Origin of the sequence: Ottowia sp., assembly GCF_035444425.1 — a bacterium.
Classification (GTDB): domain Bacteria; phylum Pseudomonadota; class Gammaproteobacteria; order Burkholderiales; family Burkholderiaceae_C; genus Ottowia.
The window spans coordinates 61,410-85,221 of the sequence record NZ_DAOMOQ010000008.1; the positions used below are offsets into that span (position 1 = coordinate 61,410).

18 protein-coding genes are annotated in these 23,812 nt (G+C 70.1%); 5 read left to right on the forward strand and 13 right to left on the reverse strand.

Annotated features, from left to right (window positions below; translation table 11 throughout):
• From truB to rimP, 5 genes are all read right to left on the reverse strand, one after another.
• A complete protein-coding gene (truB, locus tag PK606_RS05160; protein ID WP_324561390.1) occupies window positions 1–921 on the reverse strand; it encodes a tRNA pseudouridine(55) synthase TruB in 921 nt (306 codons plus the stop codon).
• A 117-nt stretch (window positions 922–1,038) separates the two neighbouring features.
• Window positions 1,039–1,413: a 30S ribosome-binding factor RbfA gene (gene rbfA / locus PK606_RS05165; protein WP_324561391.1), complete on the reverse strand. Its 375-nt coding sequence runs from the start codon at window positions 1,411–1,413 to the stop codon at window positions 1,039–1,041.
• Window positions 1,414–1,593: 180 nt separating this feature from the next.
• On the reverse strand, window positions 1,594–4,443 hold the full coding sequence (gene infB, locus PK606_RS05170) for a translation initiation factor IF-2 (RefSeq protein ID WP_324561393.1): 2,850 nt from the start codon (window positions 4,441–4,443) through the stop codon (window positions 1,594–1,596).
• A 23-nt stretch (window positions 4,444–4,466) separates the two neighbouring features.
• A complete protein-coding gene (gene nusA, locus PK606_RS05175; protein WP_324561395.1) occupies window positions 4,467–5,951 on the reverse strand; it encodes a transcription termination factor NusA in 1,485 nt (494 codons plus the stop codon).
• Between the two features lie 60 nt (window positions 5,952–6,011).
• Entirely contained in the window at window positions 6,012–6,596 is a 585-nt protein-coding gene (gene rimP / locus PK606_RS05180; protein WP_324561462.1) for a ribosome maturation factor RimP, read from the reverse strand.
• A 227-nt stretch (window positions 6,597–6,823) separates the two neighbouring features.
• Here rimP and chrA point away from each other — a divergent pair, with 227 nt between their 5' ends.
• Entirely contained in the window at window positions 6,824–8,080 is a 1,257-nt protein-coding gene (gene chrA / locus PK606_RS05185; RefSeq protein ID WP_324561397.1) for a chromate efflux transporter, read from the forward strand.
• Between the two features lie 9 nt (window positions 8,081–8,089).
• On the opposite strand, the gene PK606_RS05190 is transcribed toward chrA, so the two are convergent.
• The 7 genes from PK606_RS05190 to PK606_RS05220 all read right to left on the reverse strand — a co-directional run bounded on the left by PK606_RS05190 (window position 8,090) and on the right by PK606_RS05220 (window position 17,101).
• The gene (locus tag PK606_RS05190) at window positions 8,090–9,700 is read right to left on the reverse strand and encodes an ABC transporter ATP-binding protein (protein WP_324561399.1); all 1,611 of its coding nucleotides are present in this window, start codon (window positions 9,698–9,700) and stop codon (window positions 8,090–8,092) included.
• Window positions 9,697–10,740 (reverse strand): ABC transporter permease, encoded by a 1,044-nt coding sequence (locus tag PK606_RS05195; RefSeq protein ID WP_324561402.1) that lies wholly within the window; start codon window positions 10,738–10,740, stop codon window positions 9,697–9,699. Before PK606_RS05195 ends, PK606_RS05190 begins: the two co-directional genes overlap by 4 nt.
• 118 nt (window positions 10,741–10,858) lie before the next feature.
• Window positions 10,859–11,890 (reverse strand): microcin C ABC transporter permease YejB, encoded by a 1,032-nt coding sequence (locus PK606_RS05200; protein ID WP_324561403.1) that lies wholly within the window; start codon window positions 11,888–11,890, stop codon window positions 10,859–10,861.
• Between the two features lie 62 nt (window positions 11,891–11,952).
• The gene (locus PK606_RS05205; RefSeq protein WP_324561405.1) at window positions 11,953–12,930 is read right to left on the reverse strand and encodes an alpha-E domain-containing protein; all 978 of its coding nucleotides are present in this window, start codon (window positions 12,928–12,930) and stop codon (window positions 11,953–11,955) included.
• 11 nt (window positions 12,931–12,941) lie between these two features.
• On the reverse strand, window positions 12,942–13,079 hold the full coding sequence (locus PK606_RS05210) for an alpha-E domain-containing protein (RefSeq protein ID WP_324561407.1): 138 nt from the start codon (window positions 13,077–13,079) through the stop codon (window positions 12,942–12,944).
• A 3-nt stretch (window positions 13,080–13,082) separates the two neighbouring features.
• A complete protein-coding gene (locus PK606_RS05215) occupies window positions 13,083–14,558 on the reverse strand; it encodes a circularly permuted type 2 ATP-grasp protein (RefSeq protein ID WP_502920788.1) in 1,476 nt (491 codons plus the stop codon).
• Window positions 14,559–14,617: 59 nt separating this feature from the next.
• Window positions 14,618–17,101 (reverse strand): DNA internalization-related competence protein ComEC/Rec2, encoded by a 2,484-nt coding sequence (locus PK606_RS05220; RefSeq protein WP_324561409.1) that lies wholly within the window; start codon window positions 17,099–17,101, stop codon window positions 14,618–14,620.
• 303 nt (window positions 17,102–17,404) lie between these two features.
• Between PK606_RS05220 and PK606_RS05225 the strand changes: the two genes are divergently transcribed.
• The 4 genes from PK606_RS05225 to PK606_RS05240 all read left to right on the forward strand — a co-directional run bounded on the left by PK606_RS05225 (window position 17,405) and on the right by PK606_RS05240 (window position 22,108).
• Complete coding sequence (locus PK606_RS05225) at window positions 17,405–20,020, forward strand: circularly permuted type 2 ATP-grasp protein (RefSeq protein WP_324561411.1); 2,616 nt, start codon at window positions 17,405–17,407, stop codon at window positions 20,018–20,020.
• 20 nt (window positions 20,021–20,040) lie between these two features.
• A complete protein-coding gene (locus PK606_RS05230) occupies window positions 20,041–20,988 on the forward strand; it encodes a transglutaminase family protein (RefSeq protein WP_324561413.1) in 948 nt (315 codons plus the stop codon).
• An 18-nt stretch (window positions 20,989–21,006) separates the two neighbouring features.
• On the forward strand, window positions 21,007–21,462 hold the full coding sequence (locus PK606_RS05235; RefSeq protein ID WP_324561415.1) for a RidA family protein: 456 nt from the start codon (window positions 21,007–21,009) through the stop codon (window positions 21,460–21,462).
• 187 nt (window positions 21,463–21,649) lie between these two features.
• Complete coding sequence (locus tag PK606_RS05240) at window positions 21,650–22,108, forward strand: REP-associated tyrosine transposase (protein WP_324561417.1); 459 nt, start codon at window positions 21,650–21,652, stop codon at window positions 22,106–22,108.
• A gap of 114 nt (window positions 22,109–22,222) precedes the next feature.
• Here PK606_RS05240 and PK606_RS05245 read toward each other — a convergent pair whose 3' ends face one another.
• Window positions 22,223–23,746, reverse strand: a complete 1,524-nt coding sequence (locus PK606_RS05245) for a DNA recombination protein RmuC (protein ID WP_324561419.1) — start codon at window positions 23,744–23,746, stop codon at window positions 22,223–22,225.
• Window positions 23,747–23,812: the final 66 nt, after the last annotated feature.

Consider the following 23,812-nt stretch of genomic DNA (forward strand, 5'->3'; position numbering starts at 1 on the left):
TCAGGAACGCGCGCCGCGTGACAGCGCCGCTTGCAGGATCTGCTGGATTTCGAGGGGACTGAGAAGTCGATCGGGAATGATTTCGCCGGCCTGGATGTGGGCAGTGCCGAGCAGCGCGTGCGGCCGCTCACCGAACACTGCCACCCGTGCCGCGTCGGGCCAGAGGCCGCGGCGGCGCATGCCGCTCAGAAAGCGCCCGGCATCATCGCTGGCCAGCGTAACGGGGGTGTGATCGGGCAACAGCACTTCGGGCGGTTTGAGCTGGGCGCTGCGCTGCGGCTCGTCCAGCGCCTCCAGTGCTGCCAGCGTGATGCACTGGCTGACATCGAACGGCCCGGTGGCGACCCGGCGCAGCGCGACCAGGTGGCCGCCGCAGCCGAGTGCGACCCCGATGTCCTCGCCCAGGGTACGGATGTAGGTGCCCTTGCTGCACTTCACGCGCAGGCGCAGGAACGGTTGCTCGCCCGTCAGATCCATGTCGAGCAGTTCGAGCTCGTGGATCAGCACCTCGCGCGGCTCCCGCTCCACCGTCTGGCCCGCCCGCGCGTAGTCGTACAGTGCCTTGCCGTCCTTCTTGAGCGCGCTGTGCATGGGTGGCAACTGCCGGATCGGACCGGTGAAGCGGTCCAGCACCTCGACCACGTCGCCCGCGCTGCAGCTGACCGGCGTGGTCCGCACGACCTCGCCCTCGGCGTCCGCGGTGGTGGTGGTCACGCCCAGGCGCACGGTGGTCTCGTAGGTCTTGTCGGCGTCGAGATGCCCCTGGCTGAACTTGGTCGCCGCACCGAAGCACAGCGGCAGCACGCCGGTGGCCAGCGGGTCGAGCGTGCCGGTGTGGCCGGCCTTCTCGGCGCGCAGCAGCCACTTGGCCTTCTGCAGCGCCTGGTTGCTGGACAGGCCCAGCGGTTTGTCGAGCAACAACACCCCATGCACCGGGCGCCGCTGCACCCGAAACCCGCCCCCACGCTCCCCCGCTGCGCGTGGTCCGCTGCCCCCCAAGGGGGCCTTCGCACCTTGGGGCGGCCCGGCGGTGCTCATTTACTCGTCGCTGTCCTTGGACTTCGACGCCACCGCCTTGGCGATCAGCGCGTTCATGTCGGCGGCACGCTCGGTGGTGCGGTCGAAGATGAAGTGCAGCGTCGGCACGGTGTGGATGTGCAGGCGCTTGAACAGGCCGTTGCGCAGGTGGCCAGCGGCGTGGTTCAGGGCCTCCTCCGTCTCGGCGGGATCGCCGGTGAGCAGGCTGAAATACACCTTGGCGTGCGCGTAATCAGGCGTCACCTCGACTGCGTTGAGCGTCACCATGCCGACGCGTGGATCCTTCAGCTCGCGCGCGATCAACTCCGCCAGATCCCGCTGGATCTGGTCGGCGACGCGAAAGCCGCGGTTGGGGACGGAATGCTTCTTGGGCATGAACTTCAGGAATCCGGGACGCGGAGGGCGCGCAGATCACGCAACAGTCGCGAAAGAAACCGATATCCGTTCCATGGCGGGCTTGTTCGAAACCCGAGAACTGGCGGTGCCCTCCTTGAGCACGGAATCTTTCGCGTACTTTGCGACGCTTTCGCGTTCCTCGCGTCCGGTATTCGGACCTTACAGCGTCCGCGCGATCTCCTTGATCTCGAAGAACTCCAGCTGATCACCTTCCTTGATGTCGTTGTAGTTCTTCAGCTTGATACCGCACTCGAAGCCTTCCTTGACCTCGCGCACGTCGTCCTTGACGCGCTTGAGCGACTCCAGCTCGCCCGTGTAGATGACCACGTTGTCGCGCAGCAGGCGGAAGTGCGCATCGCGCCGCACCACGCCGCTGGTGACGTAGGAGCCGGCCACGGTGCCGATCTTCGAGGCCACGAACACGGTGCGGATCTCGGCGGTGCCGATAACCTCTTCCCGCTGCTCGGGCGCCAGCATGCCGGACATGGCCGCCTTCAACTCATCGACGGCGTCGTAGATGATGTTGTAGTAGCGGATATCGACGTCATTGCCCTCGGCCAGCTTGCGCGCGCCGACATCGGCGCGCACGTTGAAGCCGATCACCACCGCGTCGGAGGCGATCGCCAGGTTGATGTCGGACTCGCTGATGCCGCCGACACCGGCGTACACCAGTTGCACCTTGACCTCGTCGGTCGACAGCTTGAGCAGCGACTGGCCCAGCGCTTCCTGCGAACCCTGCACGTCGGCCTTGATGATGATCGGCAAGGTCTTGACCTCGCCTGCCGCCATGTCGGCGAACATGTTCTCCAGCTTGGCAGCCTGCTGCTTGGCCAGCTTGGTGTTGCGGAACTTGCCGGCGCGGTAGGTGGCGATCTCGCGTGCGCGGCGCTCGTCGGCCAGCACCATGAAGTCGTCGCCGGCCTGCGGCACGTCGCCCAGGCCCTGGATCTCGACCGGGATCGACGGGCCCGCCTCCTTGGTCGGCTTGCCGTTCTCGTCCAGCATGGCGCGCACGCGGCCGCTGGTCTGGCCGGCCAGCACCACGTCGCCCACCTTCAGCGTGCCGGATTGCACCAGCACCGTGGCGACCGGGCCGCGGCCCTTGTCCAGGCTGGCCTCGATCACCAGGCCCTTGGCGGCGGCATCGACCGGCGCCTTCAGTTCCAGCACCTCTGCCTGCAGCAGCACCTGCTCGAGCAGTTCGTCGATGCCCTGGCCGGTCTTGCTCGACACCGAGACGAAGGGCGAATCGCCGCCGAATTCCTCCGGCACCACCTCTTCGCCGGCCAGCTCGCCCTTGATCTTCTCGGGGTTGGCCTCGGGCTTGTCGGACTTGGTGATCGCCACCACGATCGGCACCCCGGCCGCCTTGGCGTGCTTGACGGCCTCGCGCGTCTGCGGCATGACGCCGTCGTCGGCCGCCACCACCAGGATCACGATGTCGGTCGCCTGCGCGCCGCGCGCCCGCATGGCGGTGAAGGCCTCGTGGCCCGGCGTGTCCAGGAAGGACACCACGCCGCGCTCGGTCTTCACATGGTAGGCGCCGATGTGCTGGGTGATGCCGCCGGCCTCGCCCACCGCCACCTTGGCGCGGCGGATGTAGTCCAGCAGCGAGGTCTTGCCATGGTCGACGTGACCCATCACGGTGACCACCGGCGGACGCGGCAGCGCCTCGGCCGCCTGCGCCTGCACCTCTTCCTCGGTGAAGGCCTCCGGGTCGTCCAGCGCTGCCACCATGGCCGTGTGTCCGAGTTCCTCGACCACGATCATGGCCGTGTCCTGGTCGAGCGGCTGGTTGATGGTGACCATCTGGCCCATCTTCATCAGCGCCTTGATCACCTCGGAGGCCTTGACCGCCATCTTGTGCGCCAGTTCGGCCACGGTGATGGTCTCGGGCACGTGGACCTCGATCGCGCGATGCTCGACCGGCGCCTGCACCGCGCTGCGGTCATCGCCGCGATCGCGCTCGCCACGGCGGCCACGCGGGCCACCGCGCCAGCCACCACGGCCGCCGCTGGAGTCGCCGCGGGTCGGGATGCCCTTCTTCTTGGCCGGATCGCCGGCCCAGCTGGACGACAGTTTGGCCGACTTGACTTCCTTGTTGACACCGGCGGCGGGGGCGGCGGCCTTGGCGGTACCCGCCGGCTTGTGCAGCGTGCCCTTGACGGCGGCCTTGGCTTCCTCGGCCTTCTTGTCTTCCGGCTTCTTGGCCACCAGCACCTTGCGCGGCGCGCTCATCATGGCGCGGATCGCGGCCGCCTCGGCCAGCGCCTTGCGGCGGCTTTCTTCCTGCTCGCGCGCACGGGCAGCCTCGTCCTCGGCGCTGGGTGCTGCCGACACCGCTGGTGCGGCGTCTGCCGCGGCCGGCTCCGTCGGCGCAGGTTCGGCCGCCGGTGCCGGCATTTCTGCTGGTGCGGACGCTGCCGCTGGTGCGGCCACAACCGGCTCCGCAGGCGCAGGTTCGGCCGGTGCGGCCGGCGCTGCGGGGGCTTCGATCTTGGCCTCGGCCTCGCGCGCCGATTCCGCGGCCTCGCGCTCCTGCTCCTCGCGCTCGCGGCGGCGTGCGGCGGCGTCTTCTTCCTGGCGGCGCAGCAGTTCAGCCTGGCGCCGAGCCTCCTCGTCGCGGCGCGCCTGCTCGGCCGCGTCGATCACCGGCGCCGCCGGCGCCTCGGGCGCGGCGGCCTCGGGCACGGGTGCCGGCGCCGGTTCCTCGTCGCGCTTGATGAATGTGCGCTTCTTGCGCACCTCGACCTGGATCGTACGCGCCTTGCCGGTGGCGTCGGCCTGCTTGATCTCGCTGGTGGTCTTCTTGGTCAGCGTGATCTTCTTGCGCGCGGCGCCGGTGCCATGGCTGGCCTGCAGGTAGCTCAACAGCTGCTGCTTGTCGCTGTCGGTCAACGCATCGGACGCCGACTGCTTGGCCACGCCGGCGGCCTGCAGCTGCTCCAGCAGCGCTTCAGCGGGGCGTTTGAGTTCGTTCGCGAAATCGGCAACGGTGATGTTCGTCATATTCGGTGCTTGTCTCCATACCCTTACTCTTGATCGGCGAACCAGTGTTCGCGCGCTTTCAGGATCAGAGCCGTGGCGTCCTCGTCGGACTGCCCAGTGATTTCAGTCAATTCGTCGACGGCCAGATCGGCCAGGTCGTCGCGGGTGCGCACGCCGGCCTCGGCCAGCTTGGCGATCAGCACGGCGGTCAGGCCTTCGAGGTCGCGCAGATCCTGCGACACCGACTCGACCTTCTCCTCGCGTGCGATCGCCAGCGTCAGCAGCGCGTCCTTGGCACGCGCGCGCAGTTCGTTGACGGTGTCCTCATCGAAGGATTCGATGTCCAGCATCTCCTGGATCGGCACGTAGGCCACCTCTTCCAGGTTGGTGAAGCCTTCCTCGATCAGGATGTCGGCGATCTCCTGGTCGACATCGAGCTTGTCCATGAATAGCTGGCGCATGGCGCCGGTTTCCTCGGCTTCCTTCTGCGCCGACTCGTCGGCGTCCATGATGTTGATCTTCCAGCCCGTCAGCTCGGACGCCAGGCGCACGTTCTGACCACCGCGGCCGATGGCGATGGCGAGGTTCTCCTCGTCGACCACCACGTCCATGGCGTGCTTTTCCTCGTCGACCACGATCGACGACACGTTGGCCGGCGCCAGCGCGCCGATCACGAACTGCGCCGGATCCTCGGACCACAGCACGATGTCGACGCGCTCGCCGGCCAGCTCGTTGGTGACGGCGTTGACGCGCGTGCCGCGCACGCCGACGCAGGTGCCGATCGGATCGACCCGCTTGTCGTGGCTCAGCACCGCGATCTTGGCGCGGCTGCCCGGGTCGCGCGCGCAACTCTTGATCTCCAGCAGGCCCTGCTCGATCTCGGGTACCTCATTGCGGAACAGCTCGATCATGAACTCGGGCGCCGCGCGCGACAGCAGGATCGGCGCGCCGCGCAGGGTCAGGTCGACCTCCATGATCATGGCGCGCACGCGGTCGCCGTTGCGCAGGTTCTCCTTCGGGATCATCTCGCTGCGGCGCAGGCGGCCTTCGACCCGGCCGGACTCGACCAGGATGTCGCCCTTGTCCATGCGCTTGACGGTGCCGCTGAAGATCTTCTCGCCGCGGCTCATGAAGTCGTTCAGCAGCATCTCGCGCTCGGCGTCGCGGATCTTCTGCAGGATCACCTGCTTGGCGGCCATGGCGCCGATGCGGCCGATCGGCACGGATTCGACCGGCTCCTCGATGTACTCGCCCTCCTCGATGTCGGGGATCTGCTCGCGTGCCTCGAACAGCAGGATCTCCTGGTCGGGCAGTTGCAGGCCGGCCTCGTCGGGCACCACGTGCCAGCGGCGGAAGGTCTCGTACTCGCCGGTGTCGCGGTCGATCGCCACGCGCAGGTCGACCTCGCCCTCGTACAGCTTCTTGGCGGCCTGCGCCAGCGCCGCCTCGACGGCGCCGAACACCACGTCGCGCTCGACGTTCTTCTCGCGCGAGATCGCTTCCACCAGCATCAACAGTTCGCGATTCATGATTCGCCCTATCTCAAAACTCTCGATCGGAGATGCTGGCCCGCATCCCCGCACTGCTCTTCAATCCACTTGCCCCGGCTGGCCGCCGGCCGGCTTGCGTCCCTTGAAATCGACCAGCGGCGCCAGGCGCGCCGACTGTAGCTCGTCCAGTTCGAACGTCATCGCCTGCTCCGGCGCCGGCGCCCGCTTGGCGCTGACGCGCTGGCCCGGCTTGGCCGGTGGCGACTCGTCGCGCCAGACGATCTGCCAGGCACCGTCCTCGGTCCGCCCCAGCGTGCCGCGGAACTTCTTGCGGTTGGCATGCACCTGGCCGCCCGCCGCCGCGCCGATCGGCGCCTTCAGCGTCAGGTCGACCACCTCGCCGACGAAGCGCTCGAAGTCCCTCTCATCACGCAACGGCCGGTCGATGCCCGGCGATGACACTTCCAGCCGCCGATAGTCGATGCCCTCGACCTCGAGCACGTACTGCAGCTGGCGCGTAACCCGCTCGCAGTCGTCCACCGTCACCGCCCGCTCGGCCGGCTCACCCGGCATCCAGGGCCAATCGATCGTCACGCGCAACAGACCGCCGGCGGAACGTTCCAGTTCCACCAGCTCGTATCCCAGTCCGCTCACGGTAGCTTCGATCGTCTGCTGCAGCGCCACGTTGTCCTGTAGATCCACCCATCGCCGCCGCTCCGAAAACTCCGGCCAGCAGGCATAAAAAATGGGCGGGTGCAAGGCCGCCCATCTGGTCGTCAATCTTGCGGATTTTAGCATCAATTGCATCATCTTGACAACGACCCCGGGGTCACCGGACCCCAAGACAAGCTGGCCTCATGCCGCTGCCGCCACGCCAACCGTCACGGGCGGCCGCTATGCTCGGCACCGCCATGTCCGCCACCGTGCCCGACCCCGATTCCGCAGTGCCCGCCGGCACCCGCGACAGCTCGTGGGCCATCGGGCGCATCTTCCTGCGTCTGGGCCTGAGCTCCTTTGGCGGCCCGGTGGCGCACCTGGGCTATTTCCACGACGAGTTCGTCACGCGCCGGCGCTGGTTGAGCGAAGCCGCCTACGCCGAGCTGGTGGCGTTGTGCCAGTTCCTGCCGGGGCCGGCGAGCAGCCAGGTCGGCCTGGGCCTGGGTTTGCAGCGCGGCGGCTACGCCGGTGCGCTGGCCGCCTGGGCCGGCTTCACCCTGCCCTCGGCGATCGCGCTGATCGGGCTGGCGCTCGGCCTGACGCACTGGAACATGGCGCATCCGCTGGCGCAGGGGGCGCTGCACGGCCTCAAGGTGGTGGCGGTGGCGGTGGTGGCGCAGGCCGTCTGGGGCATGGCGCGCAAGCTCTGCCCCGACTGGCCGCGCCGCCTGCTGGCGCTGGCGACGGCCATCGTGGCCCTGTGGTGGCCGACGCCCTGGACCCAGGTCGGCCTGATGCTGCTGGCTGCCGGGCTGGGCGCCGCCGGGTTGATGCGCGCCGTCGCGCCGCCGGCTGCCTCGGCAGCGGCCGGCGCACCCGCGCCGTCGGTGCGCGGTGGCGCGATCTGGCTGACGCTGTTTTTCGTCCTGCTGATCGTCTTGCCGGTGCTGACCCTGGCCACACAAGGCAGCGCCGCGCACGCCGTCACGGCGCTGGTGGACGCCTTCTACCGCGCCGGCGCCCTGGTGTTCGGGGGCGGCCACGTGGTGCTGCCGCTGCTGCAGGCCGAGGTGGTGCCGCCCGGCTGGGTGGGCGAGGATGCCTTCCTGGCGGGCTACGGCGCCGCGCAGGCGGTGCCGGGGCCACTGTTCACCTTCGCCGCCTTCCTGGGCGCTGCGCGCGGCGAGGCGCCCACGGGCTGGGCCGGCGGCCTGATCGCCCTGCTCGCCATTTTCGCGCCGGCCTTCCTGCTGCTGGCCGGCGCCCTGCCGTTCTGGGAGCGCCTGAAAACCAGCCGGCGTGTGCGCCAGGCCTTGCTCGCCGTCAACGCCGCCGTGGTCGGCGTGCTGCTCGGCGCGCTGGTCGACCCGGTTGTCACGCACGGACTGCGCGGCCCGCTGGACAGTCTGCTGGCCTTCCTCGCGCTGCTGGCGCTGATGCGCTTCAAGCTGGCGCCATGGCTGGTGGTGCTGGCCTGCGCGGCGGCTGGCGCCGCGCAGGCGCTGCTCTGAACGGCGCGCTCAGGCCGCTGCCAGCAGCCTTTGCGTGTAGGCGTGCCGCGGCGTGCCCAGCACCTGCGCGGCCGGTCCGGATTCGACCACCTCGCCATCCTTCAGCACGATGACCTCGTGCGCCATCGCGCGCACCACGTCGACGTCGTGCGTGATCAGCAGGTAGCTCAAGGCGCGTTCGCGCTGGAACTTCTGCAGCAGCGCCAGCACCTGCTTCTGGATCGTGACGTCGAGCGCACTGGTCGGCTCGTCCAGCACCAGCAGCTGCGGCTCGACGATCAGCGCGCGTGCCAGCGCGATGCGCTGGCGCTGGCCGCCGGAGAACTCGTGCGGGTAACGCGCCAGCAGGTTGGGAAACTGCTGCTCGCCCAGGCCGACCTCGGCCAGCGCCGCGCGCACACGGGTGGTGCGCTCGGGTGCCGGCAGCTCGGGCACATGCACCTGCAGGCCCTCGCCGACGATCTCCTCCACCGTCATGCGCGGCGACAGCGAGGAGAACGGGTCCTGGAAAACCACCTGCACCACGCGCCGCAGCGGCTTGTCGACGGCCGCCTTGAGTTGCCACGGCTGGCCCGCGACCAGCACCTCGCCGCCGACCTGCCGGCGCGGCAGCAGGCCCAGCGCGGCCTGCGCCAGCGTCGACTTGCCCGAGCCCGATTCGCCGATCACGCCCAGCGTGCGGCCCGGGGCAATGGCGAAATCGGCGCCGTGCAGCGCGACGAACTCGCCCTTGTGGAACCAGCCCCGGATGCCGGGCAGCGGCGTCGGGTAGATCACGCGCAGGTCCTGTGCTGCCAGCGCCGGCGTGAGGCCGGGCGCAGTCGGCGCCTCGTCCACCTGGCGTTCGGGCTTGCTGGCCATCAGCATGCGCGTGTACGGGTGCTGCGGCGCGTTGAAGATGCGGTCGGTCTCATCCAGCTCGACCAGCTTGCCGTGCTGCATCACCGCCACGCGGTCGGCGAAGCGGCGCACCAGGTTCAGGTCGTGCGTGATCAAGAGCACCGCCATGCCGTTGGCCTGCTGCAGCTCGCCCAGCAGGTCGAGGATCTGGCCGCGCAGGCTGACGTCCAGCGCCGTTGTCGGCTCATCCGCGAGCAGCAGCTTGGGCTCGCAGGCCAGCGCCATGGCGATCATGGCGCGCTGGCGCTGGCCGCCGCTGAGCTGGTGCGGGTAGGCGCCGGCGCGGCGCGCGGGTTCGGGAATGCCGGTGCGGCCCAGCAGTTCGATGGCAGCCTGCGCCGCTTCGGCGTTGCCGATGGCGCGCTTGAGGCGCAGCACCTCGGCGATCTGCTCGCCCACAGTCATCAGCGGGTTCAGCGCCGTCATCGGCTCCTGGAAGATCATGGCGATGTCGTCGCCGCGCAGGCCGCGCAGCTCGCGCTCGGACAGCGCCAGCAGATCGCGCGTCTGCTGGCCGTCGTTGAACAGGGCCTGACCGCTGACGCGCGCGCCGTGCAGCAGGCGCAGCAGCGCCAGCGCGGTCACGGTCTTGCCGGAGCCGGATTCGCCCACCAGGGCCAGCTTCTCACCGCGCGCGATGGCGAAGTCCACGCCCTCCACCACCGTCTTGGCACCGAAGGAGACGTGCAGGTTTTCCACCTGGAGCAGCGGCGTGCTCATGTGTCGGCCTTTCGCGGGTCCAGCGCATCGCGCAGCGCGTCGCCCATGAAGGTCAGCAGCAGCAGCGTCAGCACCAGCACGCCGAAGGTACTCAAAGAGATCCACCAGGCGTCGATGTTGTTCTTGCCCTGGTTCAGCAGTTCGCCCAGCGACGGCGTGCCCGGCGGTACGCCCAGGCCGAGGAAGTCGAGCGAGGTCAGCGCCAGGATCGCCCCGCTCATGCGAAACGGCAGGAAGGTGACCACCGGCACCATGCTGTTGGGCATGATGTGGCGCCAGATGATCTGCCGGTTCGGCACGCCCAGCGCGCGCGCGGCCTTGACGTAGTCGAGTTGGCGGTTGCGCAGGAATTCGGCACGCACATAGTCCGACAGCCCCATCCAGCCGAACAGGCTGAGCAGCACCAGCAGCAGGCCGAGGCTGGGCGACAGGATGGCGCTGAAGATGATCAGCAGGTACAGTTCGGGCATCGCGGCCCAGACCTCGATGAAGCGCTGGAAGGCCAGGTCGGTCTTGCCGCCGAAGAAGCCTTGCACCGCCCCCGCGATCACGCCCAGCAGCGTACCGACGAAGGTCAGCGCCAGCGCGAACAGCACGCTGACGCGAAAGCCGTAGATCAGCTGCGCCAGCAGGTCACGCCCGCGGTCGTCGGTGCCGAGCCAGTTGTCGGCGCTGGGCGGAGCAGGGTTGGGCGCCTTGGCGAAGTAGTTGATGGTCTTGCTGCCGTAGGGATTCGGCGGGTAGATGGCCCAGTTGCCCGGCTCGGCGAACTTCTCGCGGATGAAGGGGTCGAGGTAGTCGGTCTCGGTCTCGAAGTCGCCGCCGAAGGTCTTCTCCGAGTAGGTCTGGACCAGCGGCACATAGAACTGTCCCTGGTAGCGCACCAGCAGCGGCTTGTCGTTGGACAGCACCTCGGCCAACAGGCTCAGCACCACCAGCGTGACGAACAGCACCAGGCTCCAGAAGCCGAGCCGGTTGGCACGGAAGCGCCGCCACGCGCGGCGGCTGAGCGACAGGCCTGTGGCGGGTGTTTCGCTCATGCGGCGCTCGCCAGACAGGCGATCCAGGATTCGGCGCGACCGCAGCACCAGACGTTAACGCGCACGACGGCGCCTGCTGAAGGCGCGTCCTTCGTCATGGGGCGACTGAATTCGTTGCTCAATCGAACTTCACCCGCGGATCGACCCAGACGTAGGTCAGGTCGCTGATCAGCTTGGTGACCAGGCCGATCAGCGTGAACAGGTAGAGCGTGCCCAGCACCACGGGGTAGTCGCGTCGGATCACGCTTTCATAGCTCAGCAGGCCCAGGCCGTCGAGCGAGAACAGCGTCTCGATCAGCAGCGCGCCGGTGAAGAAGGCGCCGATGAAGGCGGCCGGAAAACCCGTCACGATGGGGATCAGCGCGTTGCGGAACACGTGTTTCCACAGCACCTGCCGCTCGGTCAGCCCCTTGGCGCGCGCCGTCAGCACGTACTGCTTGCGGATCTCCTCCAGGAACGAGTTCTTGGTCAGCATCGCCGTCACCGCGAAGCTGCCCAGCACCATCGAGGTCACCGGCAGCGTGATATGCCACAGGTAGTCGACTATTCTTGCGCCCCAACCCAGCTCGTCCCAGTTGGCCGAGGTCAGCCCGCGCAGCGGAAACCACTGCAGCTGCCCGCCGAAGATCACCAGCAGCGCGACGCCGAGCACGAAGCCCGGGATCGCGTAGCCGATGAGCACCAGCAGCGTGGTCACCAGATCGAAGCGCGTGCCGGCGCGCACCGCCTTGGCCACGCCCAATGGCACGCTGATCAGGTAGCTGATGAAGAAAGTCCACAAGCCGAGGCTAATCGACACCGGCAGTTTTTCCCGCACCAGCGTCCACACGTCCTTGTTCTGGAAGAAGCTGCGACCCAGGTCGAAGCGCGCAAACTGCCCCAGCATCTGGAAGAAGCGTTCATGCGCCGGCTTGTCGAAACCGTACAGCTTCTTGATTTCCTCCAGCCGCTGCTCGTCGACGCCCTGCGCACCCCGATAGGCCATGCCACCGCCCTCGGCGGCGCCTCCGCCGGCGCCGGCACGCGCCTCGGCCAGGTACTGCTCCACCGGACCGCCCGGCACGAACTGGATGACGACGAAGGTCAGCAGCAACACGCCCAGCAGCGTGGGAATCATCAGCAGCAGGCGCTTGAGGATGTAGGCGAACATGCGCGATCGGAAACCGGTGGCTCAGTATGGCAGCGCTGCCGACAACGATCGAAGGCCGGCGCTCACTGGCCCACCGCCGCGGCGGTCCCGTTGGACACCAGGAAATCCCGGCTGATGCCGGCGCCAAGCTGATTGACGCGGTCGAGAAAGCGCGTCAGGAAGGCATGCAGGCCGGTGGCCAGGATCTCGTCGATGCGGCTGAAACGCAGGTCGGCCTGCAGGCGGCCGGCCAGGCGCGTGGTGTCGCGGTCCGGGTCCGCGTTGATCTGCTGCAGCTTGTGCACCACGCCATTCATGCAGTGGTGCAGTGCGCGCGGCATGTCGGGCCGCAGGATCAGCAGTTCGGCCACGCGCTCGGGCGTGATGACGTCGCGGTAGACCTTGCGGTAGATCTCGAACGCGCTCACGCTGCGCAGCACCGTGGACCAGTGGTAGAAGTCGTACTCGCGGTCGCGCTCGCCGCCGCTGCCGAAGAATTCATCGGCGGCGGCGTGGAATTTCACGTCCAGGATGCGCGCGGTGTTGTCGGCGCGTTCCAGGAAGGTGCCCAGGCGCAGGAAGTGGAAGGCCTCGTCCTGCAGCATGGTGCCCAGGGTGACGCCGCGCGACAGGTGCGAGCGGAACTTGACCCACTCGAAGAACTGGCCCGGATGGCGCCGGAAGGCGTTCTTGCGGCTCGGGCGCTCGACTTCCAGCCAAGTCTGGTTGAGCGTTTCCCAGACTTCGGTGGTCAGCGCACCGCGCACCGCACGCGCGTTCTCGCGCGCCGCCTTCAGGCAGGCCACGATGGAAGCCGGGTTCCCGGCGTCGAGCACCATGAATTCCATCACCTTGGCGGGCACGACCGCGCCGTGGCGCGCGCTGTAGGCCGGCAGCAGCTCGCTGATCGACAGCACGCCCTGCCAGCCCTGCCCCGATACCTCGGCCGACTGTGGCAACAGCGAGGTCTCGTGCTGCACGCTGAGCATGCGGGCGGTGTTCTCGGCCCGCTCGGTGTAGCGGGACATCCAGAACAGGTGGTCGGCGGTGCGCGAAAGCATGGTCCTGCCCCTCAAGCCTCGAACCCCGGCACGCTGACGCGTGCGGCGGTGTTGTGGTGCTGTCGCACCCTGTCCACTGGCGCGAACAGAACGGCCCGCTCGGTGTAGCGGGACATCCAGAACAGGTGGTCGGCGGTGCGTGACAGCATGGTTCAGGCCTCCAGCACCCAGGTGTCCTTGGTGCCGCCGCCCTGCGAGGAGTTGACCACCAGCGATCCCTCCTGCAACGCCACGCGCGTCAGGCCGCCCGGCACCATGCGCACCTGCTGGCCCGACAGCACGAAGGGCCGCAGATCGATGTGGCGCGGTGCGATGCCGCTCTCCACGTAGGTCGGGCAGGTCGACAGGCTGAGCGTCGGCTGCGCGATGTAGTTGCCGGGATCGGCCAGCACGGCCTGGCGGAACCGCCCGATCTCGTCGGCACTGGCCGCCGGCCCGATCAGCATGCCGTAGCCGCCGGCGCCGTGCACTTCCTTCACCACCAGTTCCTCCAGATGCGCCAGCACGTACTTCAGGTCGTCGGCGTCGCGGCACAGCCAGGTCGGGACGTTGTTCAGGATCGGCTGCTCACCGAGGTAGAACTCGATCATCTTCGGCACGTAGGGGTAGATCGACTTGTCGTCGGCGACGCCGGTGCCGACGCCGTTGCAGATCGCCACGTGGCCGGCGCGCTGCGCGGCCATCAGACCGGCGCAGCCGAGCGTGGAATCGGGTCGGAACACCTCGGGATCGAGGAAGTCGTCGTCGACGCGGCGGTAGATCACGTCGACGCGCTGCGGCCCGCGGGTGGTGCGCATGTGGACGAAGCCGTTCTGCACGAACAGATCCTGCCCCTCGACCAGTTCCACGCCCATCTGCTGGGCCAGGAAGGCGTGCTCGAAATAGGCGCTGTTGTACATGCCGGGCGTCAGCACCACCACCGTCGGGTGCGCCGACTTGCCGGGGCTGGCGTCGCGCAGGGTCTCCAGCAGCAGGTCGGGGTAATGCGCCACCGGCGCCACCGGGTAGCGGCTGAACAGGTCCGGGAACAGGCGCATCATCATCTTGCGGTTCTCCAGCATGTAGCTGACCCCGCTGGGCACGCGCAGGTTGTCTTCCAGCACGTGGTACTCGCCCGCGCCCTGGGCATTGCCGGCGCGCACCAGGTCGATGCCGGCGATGTGTGCGTAGATCTGGTTGGGCACCGCCAGGCCCTGCATGATGGGCCGGTACTGGCTGTTGTTCAGCACCTGCCCGGCCGGCACCACGCCGGCGCGCAGGATCTCCTGCGCGTGATAGACGTCGTGGATGAAGCGGTTGAGCGCCGTCACGCGCTGCACCAGGCCGCGCTCCAGCCGTTCCCACTCGTCGGCCGGGATGATGCGCGGGATCAGGTCGAACGGAATCAGCCGCTCGGTGTCGGCGGCGCCGGCGTCCTGGTCGCCATAGACCGCGAAGGTGATGCCGACGCGGCGGAAGTTCAGCTCGGCCTCGTCGCGGCGCGCGCGCATCAATTCGTCGCTCTGCCCGGCCAGCCAGCCGGCGTAGTCGCCGTAGTGCCGGCGCACCGTCCAGCCCGCCTCGTACCCGCCGGAGCCGAGCGTCGCCGGCCAGGCCGGGGGTGCGTACATTTCATCGAACGGGTGCATGGACAAGAGCGGCTCCTCGGCTGACAGCATAGCAAGGAGCGCGCCGGGCGCTGCGCCACTCAGGGCATGCGGTGGTGCCAGTAGCGCGCGGCGCTCTCACGCTGGCACTGCAGCGCGTCGGGTCGTGCGCTGTGCCAGCGCATGGCGCCGCAGCGCGGCGACTCGAGCACGCGCACGCCATGCGCCTGGTAGCGCGCCAGCACCTCCGGCGCCGGGTGGCCGAAGCGGTTGCGGTAGCCCGACTGCACCAGCGCCCAGCGCGGCTGCACCGCCGCCAGCAGCGCGGCCGACGACGAAGTGCGGCTGCCGTGGTGCGGCGCCAGCAGCAACTCGGCACGCAACTCGTCCGTGGCCGCCACCAGGGCGCGCTCCTGCGCCACGCCGATGTCGCCGGGCAGCAGCGCCGCCACGCCAGCCGGCGTGCGGATGCGCAGCACGCAGCTCAGGGCGTTGGCATCGCGCGTGCGCGCGTAGCTCTCGGCGGCGGGATGCAGGATCTCGAACTCGACCCCGTCCCACCGCCAGCGCTGGCCGGCCTGGCAGCGCATCGCCGGGCGCTCGCCGTGCAAATCATGCCCGGGCTCGATCGAGGCCAGCAGCGCCGCGCCCGGCTGGCTGGCGATGATGGCGCGCGCGCCGCCGATGTGGTCGCCGTCGCGGTGGCTCAGCACCAGCAGCTCCAGCCGCTCGCCCAGCGCGCGCAACAGCGGCACCAGCACGCGCTGGCCGGCGTCGCTCTCAAGCGAGTAGCGCGGCCCGGCGTCGTACAGCAGCGTGCGCGTCGTGGTGCGCACGATGACGGCGCTGCCCTGCCCGACATCGGCGGCAAGCAGTTCGAACTGCCCCGGCGCCGGGCGCGGCGGCTGCCACAGCAGCAGCGGCAGCAGCAGTGGCAGGCCGGCGGCGCGCAGCGGCCAGGGCCAGCGCAGCGCCAGCAGCACGCCGCCGGTGACGGCGGCCAGGCCCAGCCACAACGGTGCCGCGGCCATCGACACGCTCGACAGCGGCCAGTCCGCCAGCCCCCTCAGCAGCGCCATCAGCGGCGTCAGCGCCGCGCCGGCCAGCGCCCACAGCGGCGGCCACAGCACGCCCAGCAGCGCCAGCGGCGTCACCACCAGCGTCACCCACGGGATCGCCATCAGGTTGGCCAGCAGACCGACCGCCGAGGCCTGGCCGAACAGGATCAGCGACAGCGGCGTCAGCGCCAGCGTCACCACCGCCTGCTCGCGCAGCAACTGGCGCAGGCGGCCGCCGAGGCCGCGCCGCCCGGTCTCCACCAGGTCGGAGCCGGCCGCGAACAGCACGCCGACGGCGACGAAGCTGAGCCAGAAGCCGGGCTGCAGCACGGCCCACGGGTCGACCGCCAGCACCACCGCGCAGGCTAGCAGCCAGCTCATCCACCACGGCCAGCGCAGCCCCGCCAGCTTGAGCAGCACCAGGGTCGTCAGCATCAGCACGGTGCGCTGCGCCGGCACGCCCCAGCCGCTGAACACGGCGTAGCCGCTGGCCAGCAGCACGCCGCCGACCAACGCGGCGTGCGGCGCCGGCACGCGCAGGCTCGGGTTCAGTGGCGACGGCGCGCGCCACAAGGCGCTGCGGCGCCAGACCCAGCCCACCACGGCCACCGCCAGCCAGGCGAACATGGTGATGTGCAGGCCCGAGATGCTCATCAGGTGCGCCACGCCGGTGACGCGGAACAGGTCCCAGTCGGCGCGCTCGATCAGGTTCTGGTCGCCGGTCACCAGCGCCGCGACGATGCCGGCAAAGCGTTGCCGGTCGGCGCTCTTGCCGTCGGCGCCGGCCAGGATGGCATCGCGCACCGACTGGCGCGCACGCTCGACCGGATGCGCCACGCGCCGATCCAGCCGGCGCGGCGCCGCATCGCGCGGGCCGGCGCGCACGTAGCCGGTGGCGCGCACGCCGCGCTCCCACAGCCACAGTTCGTAATCGAAGCCGTGCGGATTCAGGTTGCCGTGCGGCGCCCGCAGGCGCACCGTGAACTGCCAGCGGTCGCCGGCGCGCAGGTCGATCGCCAGCGGCTCCTGGGCCGGCGCGGCGCCATCGCGCCCGGGCCAGCCGTACCAGGCCAGCTGCAGCCGCGGCGGCACCTGCACCGCAGCGCCGTCCAGCCGCGCCGACTCGACGTCGAAGCGAAAGCGCCAGCCGGCGTCGCCGCGCTGCGGCATGCGGCTGACCACGCCGAGCAGTTGCAGGTCGCGCCCTTCCAGCGCCGCATCGAGCGCCTGCGCCTGCATCGCGCCGGCGCGCACGCCGGCGACGGCAAACGCCGCACCGGCCGCCGCGCAGGCCGCCACGATCAGCCAGCCGGCCACGGCCCGGTGCGGACGCTCGCGCGCCTGCCGCAGGCCAAGGACGGCCACGACCAGCGCCGCCCCGGCCAGGCCGGCGTAGGCGGCAGGCGGCCACAGGGCCGCCTGCTGCACCTGCCACGCCGTGCCCAGCACCCAGCCGCCGAGCAGCGCCGGCACAGCCCAGCCGGCCAGGCGCTGGCGCTGAAGCGAATCGCGGGTGCCCTGCGTCAAGTGCCTCCCTGCCTGCACATCAGGTGTGAGGCGCCGCGCCCGCGCTGGCGCCAGCGTCCATGCCGTCGCCTGCATGACCACAGCGCACCGTGCCCGCGTGGCGGGTGCGAGAATGGACAGCTCTTTCCACTACGTGATCAGTTGCGTGTCACCAGAACCCTGTTTCCCGCGTGTGACTCTGCCGCAGCGTCGCCGTGGCGCCAACCGCAAGCGGGGTAGGCACGACATGCGGGTGACGACGGCGCCCATGCGAGGCGCCGCGCACCGGATTCCCGTGCCATGCCGCAGGCATCACCGCCCAGCTTGACCATCCCGCTCCAGAGCGATCCCGGCAGCACCGATCAGGACAGCGGGGTCTTCGACGAACTGCACGGACGCACCCGGCCGGCGGGCGAGCCGGCGGCCGTCATCTCGAGGCCCGATCCGGCCGCGTTCGCCCCACACTGGCGCCGTTTCTTCGGCGGGCTGGGCCCCGACGGCTGGCACGACCTGGACCGCCGTGCCAGCGCCCTGCGCCGCCATCTGCGCGACAACGGCGTCACCTACAACGTCTACGCCGACGAGGCCAAGCTGCAGCGTCCGTGGCCGCTTGAGCTGTTCCCGCTGCTGCTGCCCGATGCCGACTGGCAGCGCATCGAGGCCGGCGTGCTGCAGCGCGTGCGGCTGCTGGAAGCGGTGATGCACGACCTGTACGGCGAGCGCCGGCTGCTCAAGGACGGGCTGATCCCGGCCGCGCTGGTGCAGGGCCACCCCGACTACCTGCGCGCCATGCACGGCGTGCCGGCGGTCGGCGGCACCTACCTGCACATCGCCGCGTTCGACCTGGCGCGCGATGCGCACGGCGACTGGTGGGTGGTGTCGCAGCGCACCCAGGCGCCCTCGGGCCTGGGCTATCTGCTGGAAAACCGCGCCGCCGTCTCGGCCCAGTTCGCCGACAGCTTCGACAGCCTGCGGGTGCGGCGCCTGGCCGCCAGCTACCGCGGCTTCATCGAGGGCCTGAAGGCGCAGGCCCCGGGCGGCGCCGATTCGCACATCGCCCTGCTCACGCCCGGCCCGTACAACGAAACCTATTTCGAGCAGTCCTACCTGGCGCGCTACCTGGGCGTGACCCTGGTCGAGGGCAACGACCTGACGGTGCGCGGCGAGCGCCTGTACCTGAAGACCCTGCACGGCCTCAGGCCGGTGCACGGGCTGATCAAACGCGTCGACGACGCCTACCTGGACCCGCTGGAGATGCGGCCCGAATCGCAGCTCGGCGTGCCCGGCCTGCTGCAGGCGGTGCGCGCCGGCACCGTGCTGGTGGCCAACGCGCCGGGCGCCGGCTTGCTGGAATCAAGCGCCCTGCTCGGCTTCCTGCCCGCCTTGTCGCGGCAGGTGCTGGGCGAACCGCTGCGGCTGCCCTCGCTGCACACCTGGTGGTGCGGCGAACCGCCGACGCTGCGCGAGGTGCTGCCGCAACTGGCGCGCTGCGTCATCAAGCCGACCTACCCGTGGTCGACCAGCCGCGGCACCTTCGGTCCCGGCGTCGGCCCGCTGATGAGCCCCGAGGTGCTGCAGTCCTGGGCCGACAGCATCCAGCGCGTGCCGGAAGAACACACGGTGCAGGCCTTCCTGGCGCCCTCGCTGATGCCGACCTGGACCCGGCCGGGCGACGCCGGCGGCCTGCTGCCGCGCCCGACCATGCTGCGCGTGTTCGCGCTGTCCGACGGCAGCGGGCGCTGGAGCGTGCTGCCCGGCGGCATGACGCGGCTGGTCAGCGCCAGCGCCGGCCTGGCGACCATGGCGCTGGGCGGCAGCAGCGCCGACACCTGGGTGCTGCCCGGCGCCGCCGCGGCGCCGCCGGCCGATCCGGAACACGAAGCCGGACCCCATGCCGACCGCAGCTCGCTGGTCGCCATCACCCCGGCCGACACCGCCCTGGTGCAGCGCGAGCGGCTGATCACCAGCCGCGCCGCCGAGGGCCTGTTCTGGCTCGGCCGCTACACCGAGCGCGCCGAGAACGGCGCCCGGCTGGCCGGCATCGTGCTGAACGCGCTGCACGGCGAGGAAGAGCCTTCCCCGGCGGTGCTGATGTGGCTGGAGCAGCTGGCCGCGTTCGCCGGCCTGGTGCCGCCCGGCACGCCGTCGCCGCTGCACGACCGCGCCGCCTTCGAGCGCGCCCTGATCCAGTCCCTGCCCGACACCGAAGGCACGCCCGGCATCGGCTACACGCTGCGGCGCCTGTACCAGGTGGCGGCCAGCCTGCGCGAGCGCCTGTCGCCGGAGCACTGGAGTTTCATCAAGCAGGCGCGGGAAAACTGGCGCCGCGCCGGCGATCCATCGCAGCACGGCGGCGAGGCCGCCAGCGCCGACGCCGCGCGCGCGCTGGCCCAGCTGTCGCACACGCTGGCGGCGGTCACCGGCGCGCAGCAGGACCGCATGTGGCGCGACGACGGCTGGCGGCTGCTCACCGTGGGGCGGCAGCTCGAGCGCCTGCTGCACCTGTCGGACGCGCTGTCCAAGGGCTTCTACACCAACGCCGTGCACGACGCCGCCGGCTACGGCGTGGTGCTGGAGCTGTTCGACAGCACGATCTCGTTCCACGCGCGCCACCAGCGCAGCCGCTCGATCGCGGCGCTGATCGAACACGTGGTGCTGAACCAGCAGAACCCGCGCTCGCTCGGCGGCGCGTTGCAGCTGCTGCAGGACCGGTTGGCGCGGCTGCGGCAGCACGACAGCCAGCCGCTCGACCTGCCGCCGCTGCACGGCCCGGTGGCCGACGAGCTGCCGCGCCTGTGCGAGGCCGACGCCATCGGCGACTTCATCCACCTGCAGGCCCGGCTGGCGCAATTGATGGCGGCCGGCGCGCGCCTGTCCGACGAGATCGGCCTGCGCCATTTCAGCCACGCCGGCGAGGAACACACCAGCCTGGGGGCCTAGCGTCGACAGGCCTCAACCCCATGCGTCTGCGCGTCACCCACGACACCTGCTACCGCTACGCCCGCCCGGTCCGGACGGCGCTGCACATGGCGCACCTGACGCCGCCGCAGACGCGCTGCCAGCAGCGCATCGACGCCCGGCTGGAAGTCGAGCCCACCCCGGTGCTGCTGACCGAGACGCAGGACATCTACCGCAACCAGCGCGCCTTCTTCGAGATCGCCAGCGCGCACCAGCGGCTGTGGGTGCGTGCCACCAGCCTGGTCGTCACGCGGGCGCCCGACGCGGCGCCCAGCCGCATCGCCTGGAACGCGGTGGCGGAAAGCTTCGTCTACCACGCCGGCACCGACTGGCACCCGGCGGCCGAATTCATCTACCCGTCGGCATACGTGCACCCGGGCATGGCCTTTGCCGACTACGCGCGCTCCTCGTTCACGCTCGGCCGGCCGCTGATCGAGGCCGCGCGCGAGCTGATGCAGCGCATCCACCAGGACTTCGAGTACGCCAGCGCCAGCACCCAGCTCAACACCCCGGCCCGGCTGGTGCTGGAGCAGCGCCGCGGCGTCTGCCAGGACTTCGCCCACCTGATGCTGGCCTGCCTGCGCTCGCTCGGCCTGCCGGCGCGCTACGTCAGCGGCTATCTGCTGACCGAGCCGCCGCCGGGCCAGCCGCGCCTGGTCGGCAGTGACGCCTCGCACGCCTGGGTCTCGGTGTTCCTGCCCGACCTGGCCGCCGAGGCCGGCGGCCACGGCTGGTACGACCTCGATCCGACCAATGCGCGCGACGGCTGGAGCACGCCCGGCGAGGACTACGTGCGCCTGGCCGTGGGGCGCGACTACGCCGACATCTCGCCGCTGCGCGGCGTGGTCCAGGGCGCGGCCGAGCACCAACTCAGCGTCGGCGTCACGGTCGAGCCGTTCGGCGCCGCCACGCTGGCCGACGCACCGCCCGTATCATCCCCGCAGTACTGAACCCAAGGAGCCCCAAGCATGACCCCCGCAGAAAAACTCGCCTCGCTCGGCATCAGCCTGCCGCCCGTCAGCACCCCCGCCGCCGCCTACGTGCCCTTCGTGCGCAGCGGCAATCTGGTGTTCCTGTCCGGCCACATCGCGCGCCGCGATGGCCAGCCCTGGGCCGGCAAGCTGGGCCAGGACCTGGGCACCGACGAAGGCAAGCAGGCCGCGCGCGCCGTCGCCATCGACCTGATGGCGACGCTGCAGGCCGCCGTCGGCGACCTGTCCAGGGTGCGGCGCATCGTCAAGGTGATGAGCCTGGTCAACTCCACGCTCGACTTCACCGAGCAGCACCTGGTCACCAACGGCTGCTCCGAGCTGCTCGGCGAGGTGTTCGGCGACGCCGGCAAGCACGCCCGCAGCGCCTTCGGCGTGGCGCAGATCCCGCTCGGCGCCTGCGTCGAGATCGAGCTGATCGCCGAAGTGGAATAAGACTTTCGACTGAATGTAGGAGCGGCGGAAGCCGCGAACATCCCCTCCACCGGATGCAGGAGCGCCGGCAGCCGCGAACAGGGCATCCACCGGATGTGGGAGCGGCGGCAGCCGCGAATAGGGCATCTTCGGAACCAGCCATCCGTTCGCGGCTGCCACCGCTCCCACAAAGAGGCAACCATCCGCCATGCTCGCGCGCTCCAGCGCGCTGCGCCGTGGCCGCTTCAGCCACTCCGGCTATGTGTACCTGGTTACCACGATCACGCGCGAACGCCAGCCGGTGTTTGCCGATTTCCTGCTGGCGCGTCTGGCCATCACCGAACTGCGGCGCAGCGATGATTCAGGGCGTTGCAAAACCCTGGCCTACGTGCTGATGCCCGACCACCTGCATTGGCTGCTGCGCCTTGAGCAAGGCACACTGTCGCAGACCATCGGAAGCTTCAAGGCCCACGCCGCCAGGGCGGTTCAACGCCAGCGTTCATGTGCCGGCCAGCCGCTGTGGCAGGCCGGCTACCACGACCATGCGCTGCGGCGCGACGAGGACTTGCGCACCGCTGCCAGGTACTACCTGGTGGCGAATCCGGTGCGCGCCGGGCTGGTCGAGCGTGTGGGCGACTATCCGCATTGGAATGCGGTGTGGATGTGATGCAGGTTCGCGGCTGCCGCCGCTCCCACACCGGTGTGGGAGCGGCGGCAGCCGCGAACGCTCCATGCATCTTGGTGTGGGAGCGGCGGAAGCCGCGAACGACGACCGCGCCAATCAATCAACCCCGCCGTCCTGTTCGCCCACCCCCGGCAGCAGCGCCTGCGACTCGGTATCCGGCAGCGCCTCGACCTTGGTCAAGGCCTTGTTCATCTGCCGCGTGCGCGTCTGCGCCTGATCCAGCGTGTTCAGCACCGTCTGCGTCTGCGCCTTGATGCGCGTGAGCACGTCGCCGAACTTGCCGAACTCGGTCTTCACCGCGCCCAGCACCTGCCACACCTCGCTGCTGCGCTTTTCCAGCGCCAGCGTGCGGAAGCCCATCTGCAGGCTGTTGAGCATCGCCAGCAGCGTGGTCGGGCCGGCCAGCGTGATGCGGTGCTCGCGCTGCAAGACGTCCATCAGTCCCGGCCGCCGCAGCACCTCGGCGTACAGGCCCTCGGTGGGCAGGAACAGGATCGCGAAATCGGTGGTGTGCGGCGGCTCGACGTACTTCTCGGCGATGCCCTTGGCCTCGAGCCGGATGCGCGCCTCGAGCGCCTTGGCCGCCACCTCGACCGCGCCCGCGTCGGCGCGCTGCTGGGCGTCGAGCAGGCGCTCGTAGTCCTCGTTCGGGAACTTGGCGTCGATCGGCAGCCACAGCGGCAGGCCTTCGTCGCCGCGCCCGGGCAGCCGGATGGCGAAGTCGACCGCGTTGCGCGTGCCGGGCCGCGTCACCACCTGCTCGGCGTACTGGTCCGGTGCGAACACCTGCTCCAGCAGCGCCGCCAGCTGCGCCTCGCCGAACATGCCGCGCGTCTTCACGTTGGTCAGCAGATGCTTCAGGTCGCCCACGCCCTGCGCCAGCGTCTGCATCTCGCCCAGGCCCTTGTGCACCTGCTCCAGGCGGTCGGCGACCTGCTTGAAGCTCTCGCCCAGGCGCGCCTGCAGCGTCGATTGCAGCTTCTCGTCCACGGTCTGGCGCATCTCGTCGAGCTTGGCCGTGTTGCTGGCCTGCAGCGCGCCGAGCTGCTGCTCCAGCGTGCCGCGCACCTCGGCCAGGCGGCGCGCGTTGGCCTCGCTCAGGCCGGTGAGCTGCTGCGTCAGCGTCTCCGACAGGGTGCCGCGCAACTGAATCAGCTGCTGCGCGAAGGCGTCGATCTGCGCGTTCTGCGTGCGCGTGGTCTCCTGCGCCTGCTGCGCCATCGACAGGCCCAGCGCCTGCAGTTGCGCCACCAGCGTGTCGCCCAGCGTGCCGCGCAGCTGCGTCAACTGCGCCGCCAGCGCATCGACCTGGGCGTTCTGAGTGCGCACCGCCTCGGCGCCCTGGCGCACCACCGCGTCCTGGAAGCTGGCCAGCGAATGCGTCAGCTCCTGCCGCCCCTCGCGCGCGCTGCCGCCGATCTCCTGCCGCAGCTCGCGCTCAAGCCGTTCATTGCCCTGCCCCACCGCCTGGCCGACGAGCTGCTGCAGCTCGCCGCGCGAAGCCACGTCGTCGGGGCGGCGCGGGCGCTTGAACAGCAGTGCCAGCACCAACACCAGGTTGAGGCCCAGCGCAGCCAGCGCCAGCCAGATCAGCCATGCGGGCCAGACGGATTCGGTCATTTCACTCCTGATTAAATAGCTGCTCGCGCGTGCCACAAAGCGCTGTTGCCCAGTTTTCCTTGAGCA

Coding starts and splice junctions, on each gene's coding strand:
- PK606_RS05195 (WP_324561402.1), bottom strand. CDS start 10,740: ATGAGCGAAACACCCGCCACAGGCCTGTCGCTCAGCCGCCGCGCGTGG.
- PK606_RS05240 (WP_324561417.1), top strand. CDS start 21,650: ATGCTCGCGCGCTCCAGCGCGCTGCGCCGTGGCCGCTTCAGCCACTCC.
- PK606_RS05200 (WP_324561403.1), bottom strand. CDS start 11,890: ATGTTCGCCTACATCCTCAAGCGCCTGCTGCTGATGATTCCCACGCTG.
- PK606_RS05230 (WP_324561413.1), top strand. CDS start 20,041: ATGCGTCTGCGCGTCACCCACGACACCTGCTACCGCTACGCCCGCCCG.
- chrA (WP_324561397.1), top strand. CDS start 6,824: ATGTCCGCCACCGTGCCCGACCCCGATTCCGCAGTGCCCGCCGGCACC.
- PK606_RS05210 (WP_324561407.1), bottom strand. CDS start 13,079: ATGCTGTCACGCACCGCCGACCACCTGTTCTGGATGTCCCGCTACACC.
- PK606_RS05190 (WP_324561399.1), bottom strand. CDS start 9,700: ATGAGCACGCCGCTGCTCCAGGTGGAAAACCTGCACGTCTCCTTCGGT.
- PK606_RS05235 (WP_324561415.1), top strand. CDS start 21,007: ATGACCCCCGCAGAAAAACTCGCCTCGCTCGGCATCAGCCTGCCGCCC.
- infB (WP_324561393.1), bottom strand. CDS start 4,443: ATGACGAACATCACCGTTGCCGATTTCGCGAACGAACTCAAACGCCCC.
- PK606_RS05215 (WP_502920788.1), bottom strand. CDS start 14,558: ATGCACCCGTTCGATGAAATGTACGCACCCCCGGCCTGGCCGGCGACG.
- PK606_RS05205 (WP_324561405.1), bottom strand. CDS start 12,930: ATGCTTTCGCGCACCGCCGACCACCTGTTCTGGATGTCCCGCTACACC.
- rbfA (WP_324561391.1), bottom strand. CDS start 1,413: ATGCCCAAGAAGCATTCCGTCCCCAACCGCGGCTTTCGCGTCGCCGAC.
- nusA (WP_324561395.1), bottom strand. CDS start 5,951: ATGAATCGCGAACTGTTGATGCTGGTGGAAGCGATCTCGCGCGAGAAG.
- PK606_RS05245 (WP_324561419.1), bottom strand. CDS start 23,746: ATGACCGAATCCGTCTGGCCCGCATGGCTGATCTGGCTGGCGCTGGCT.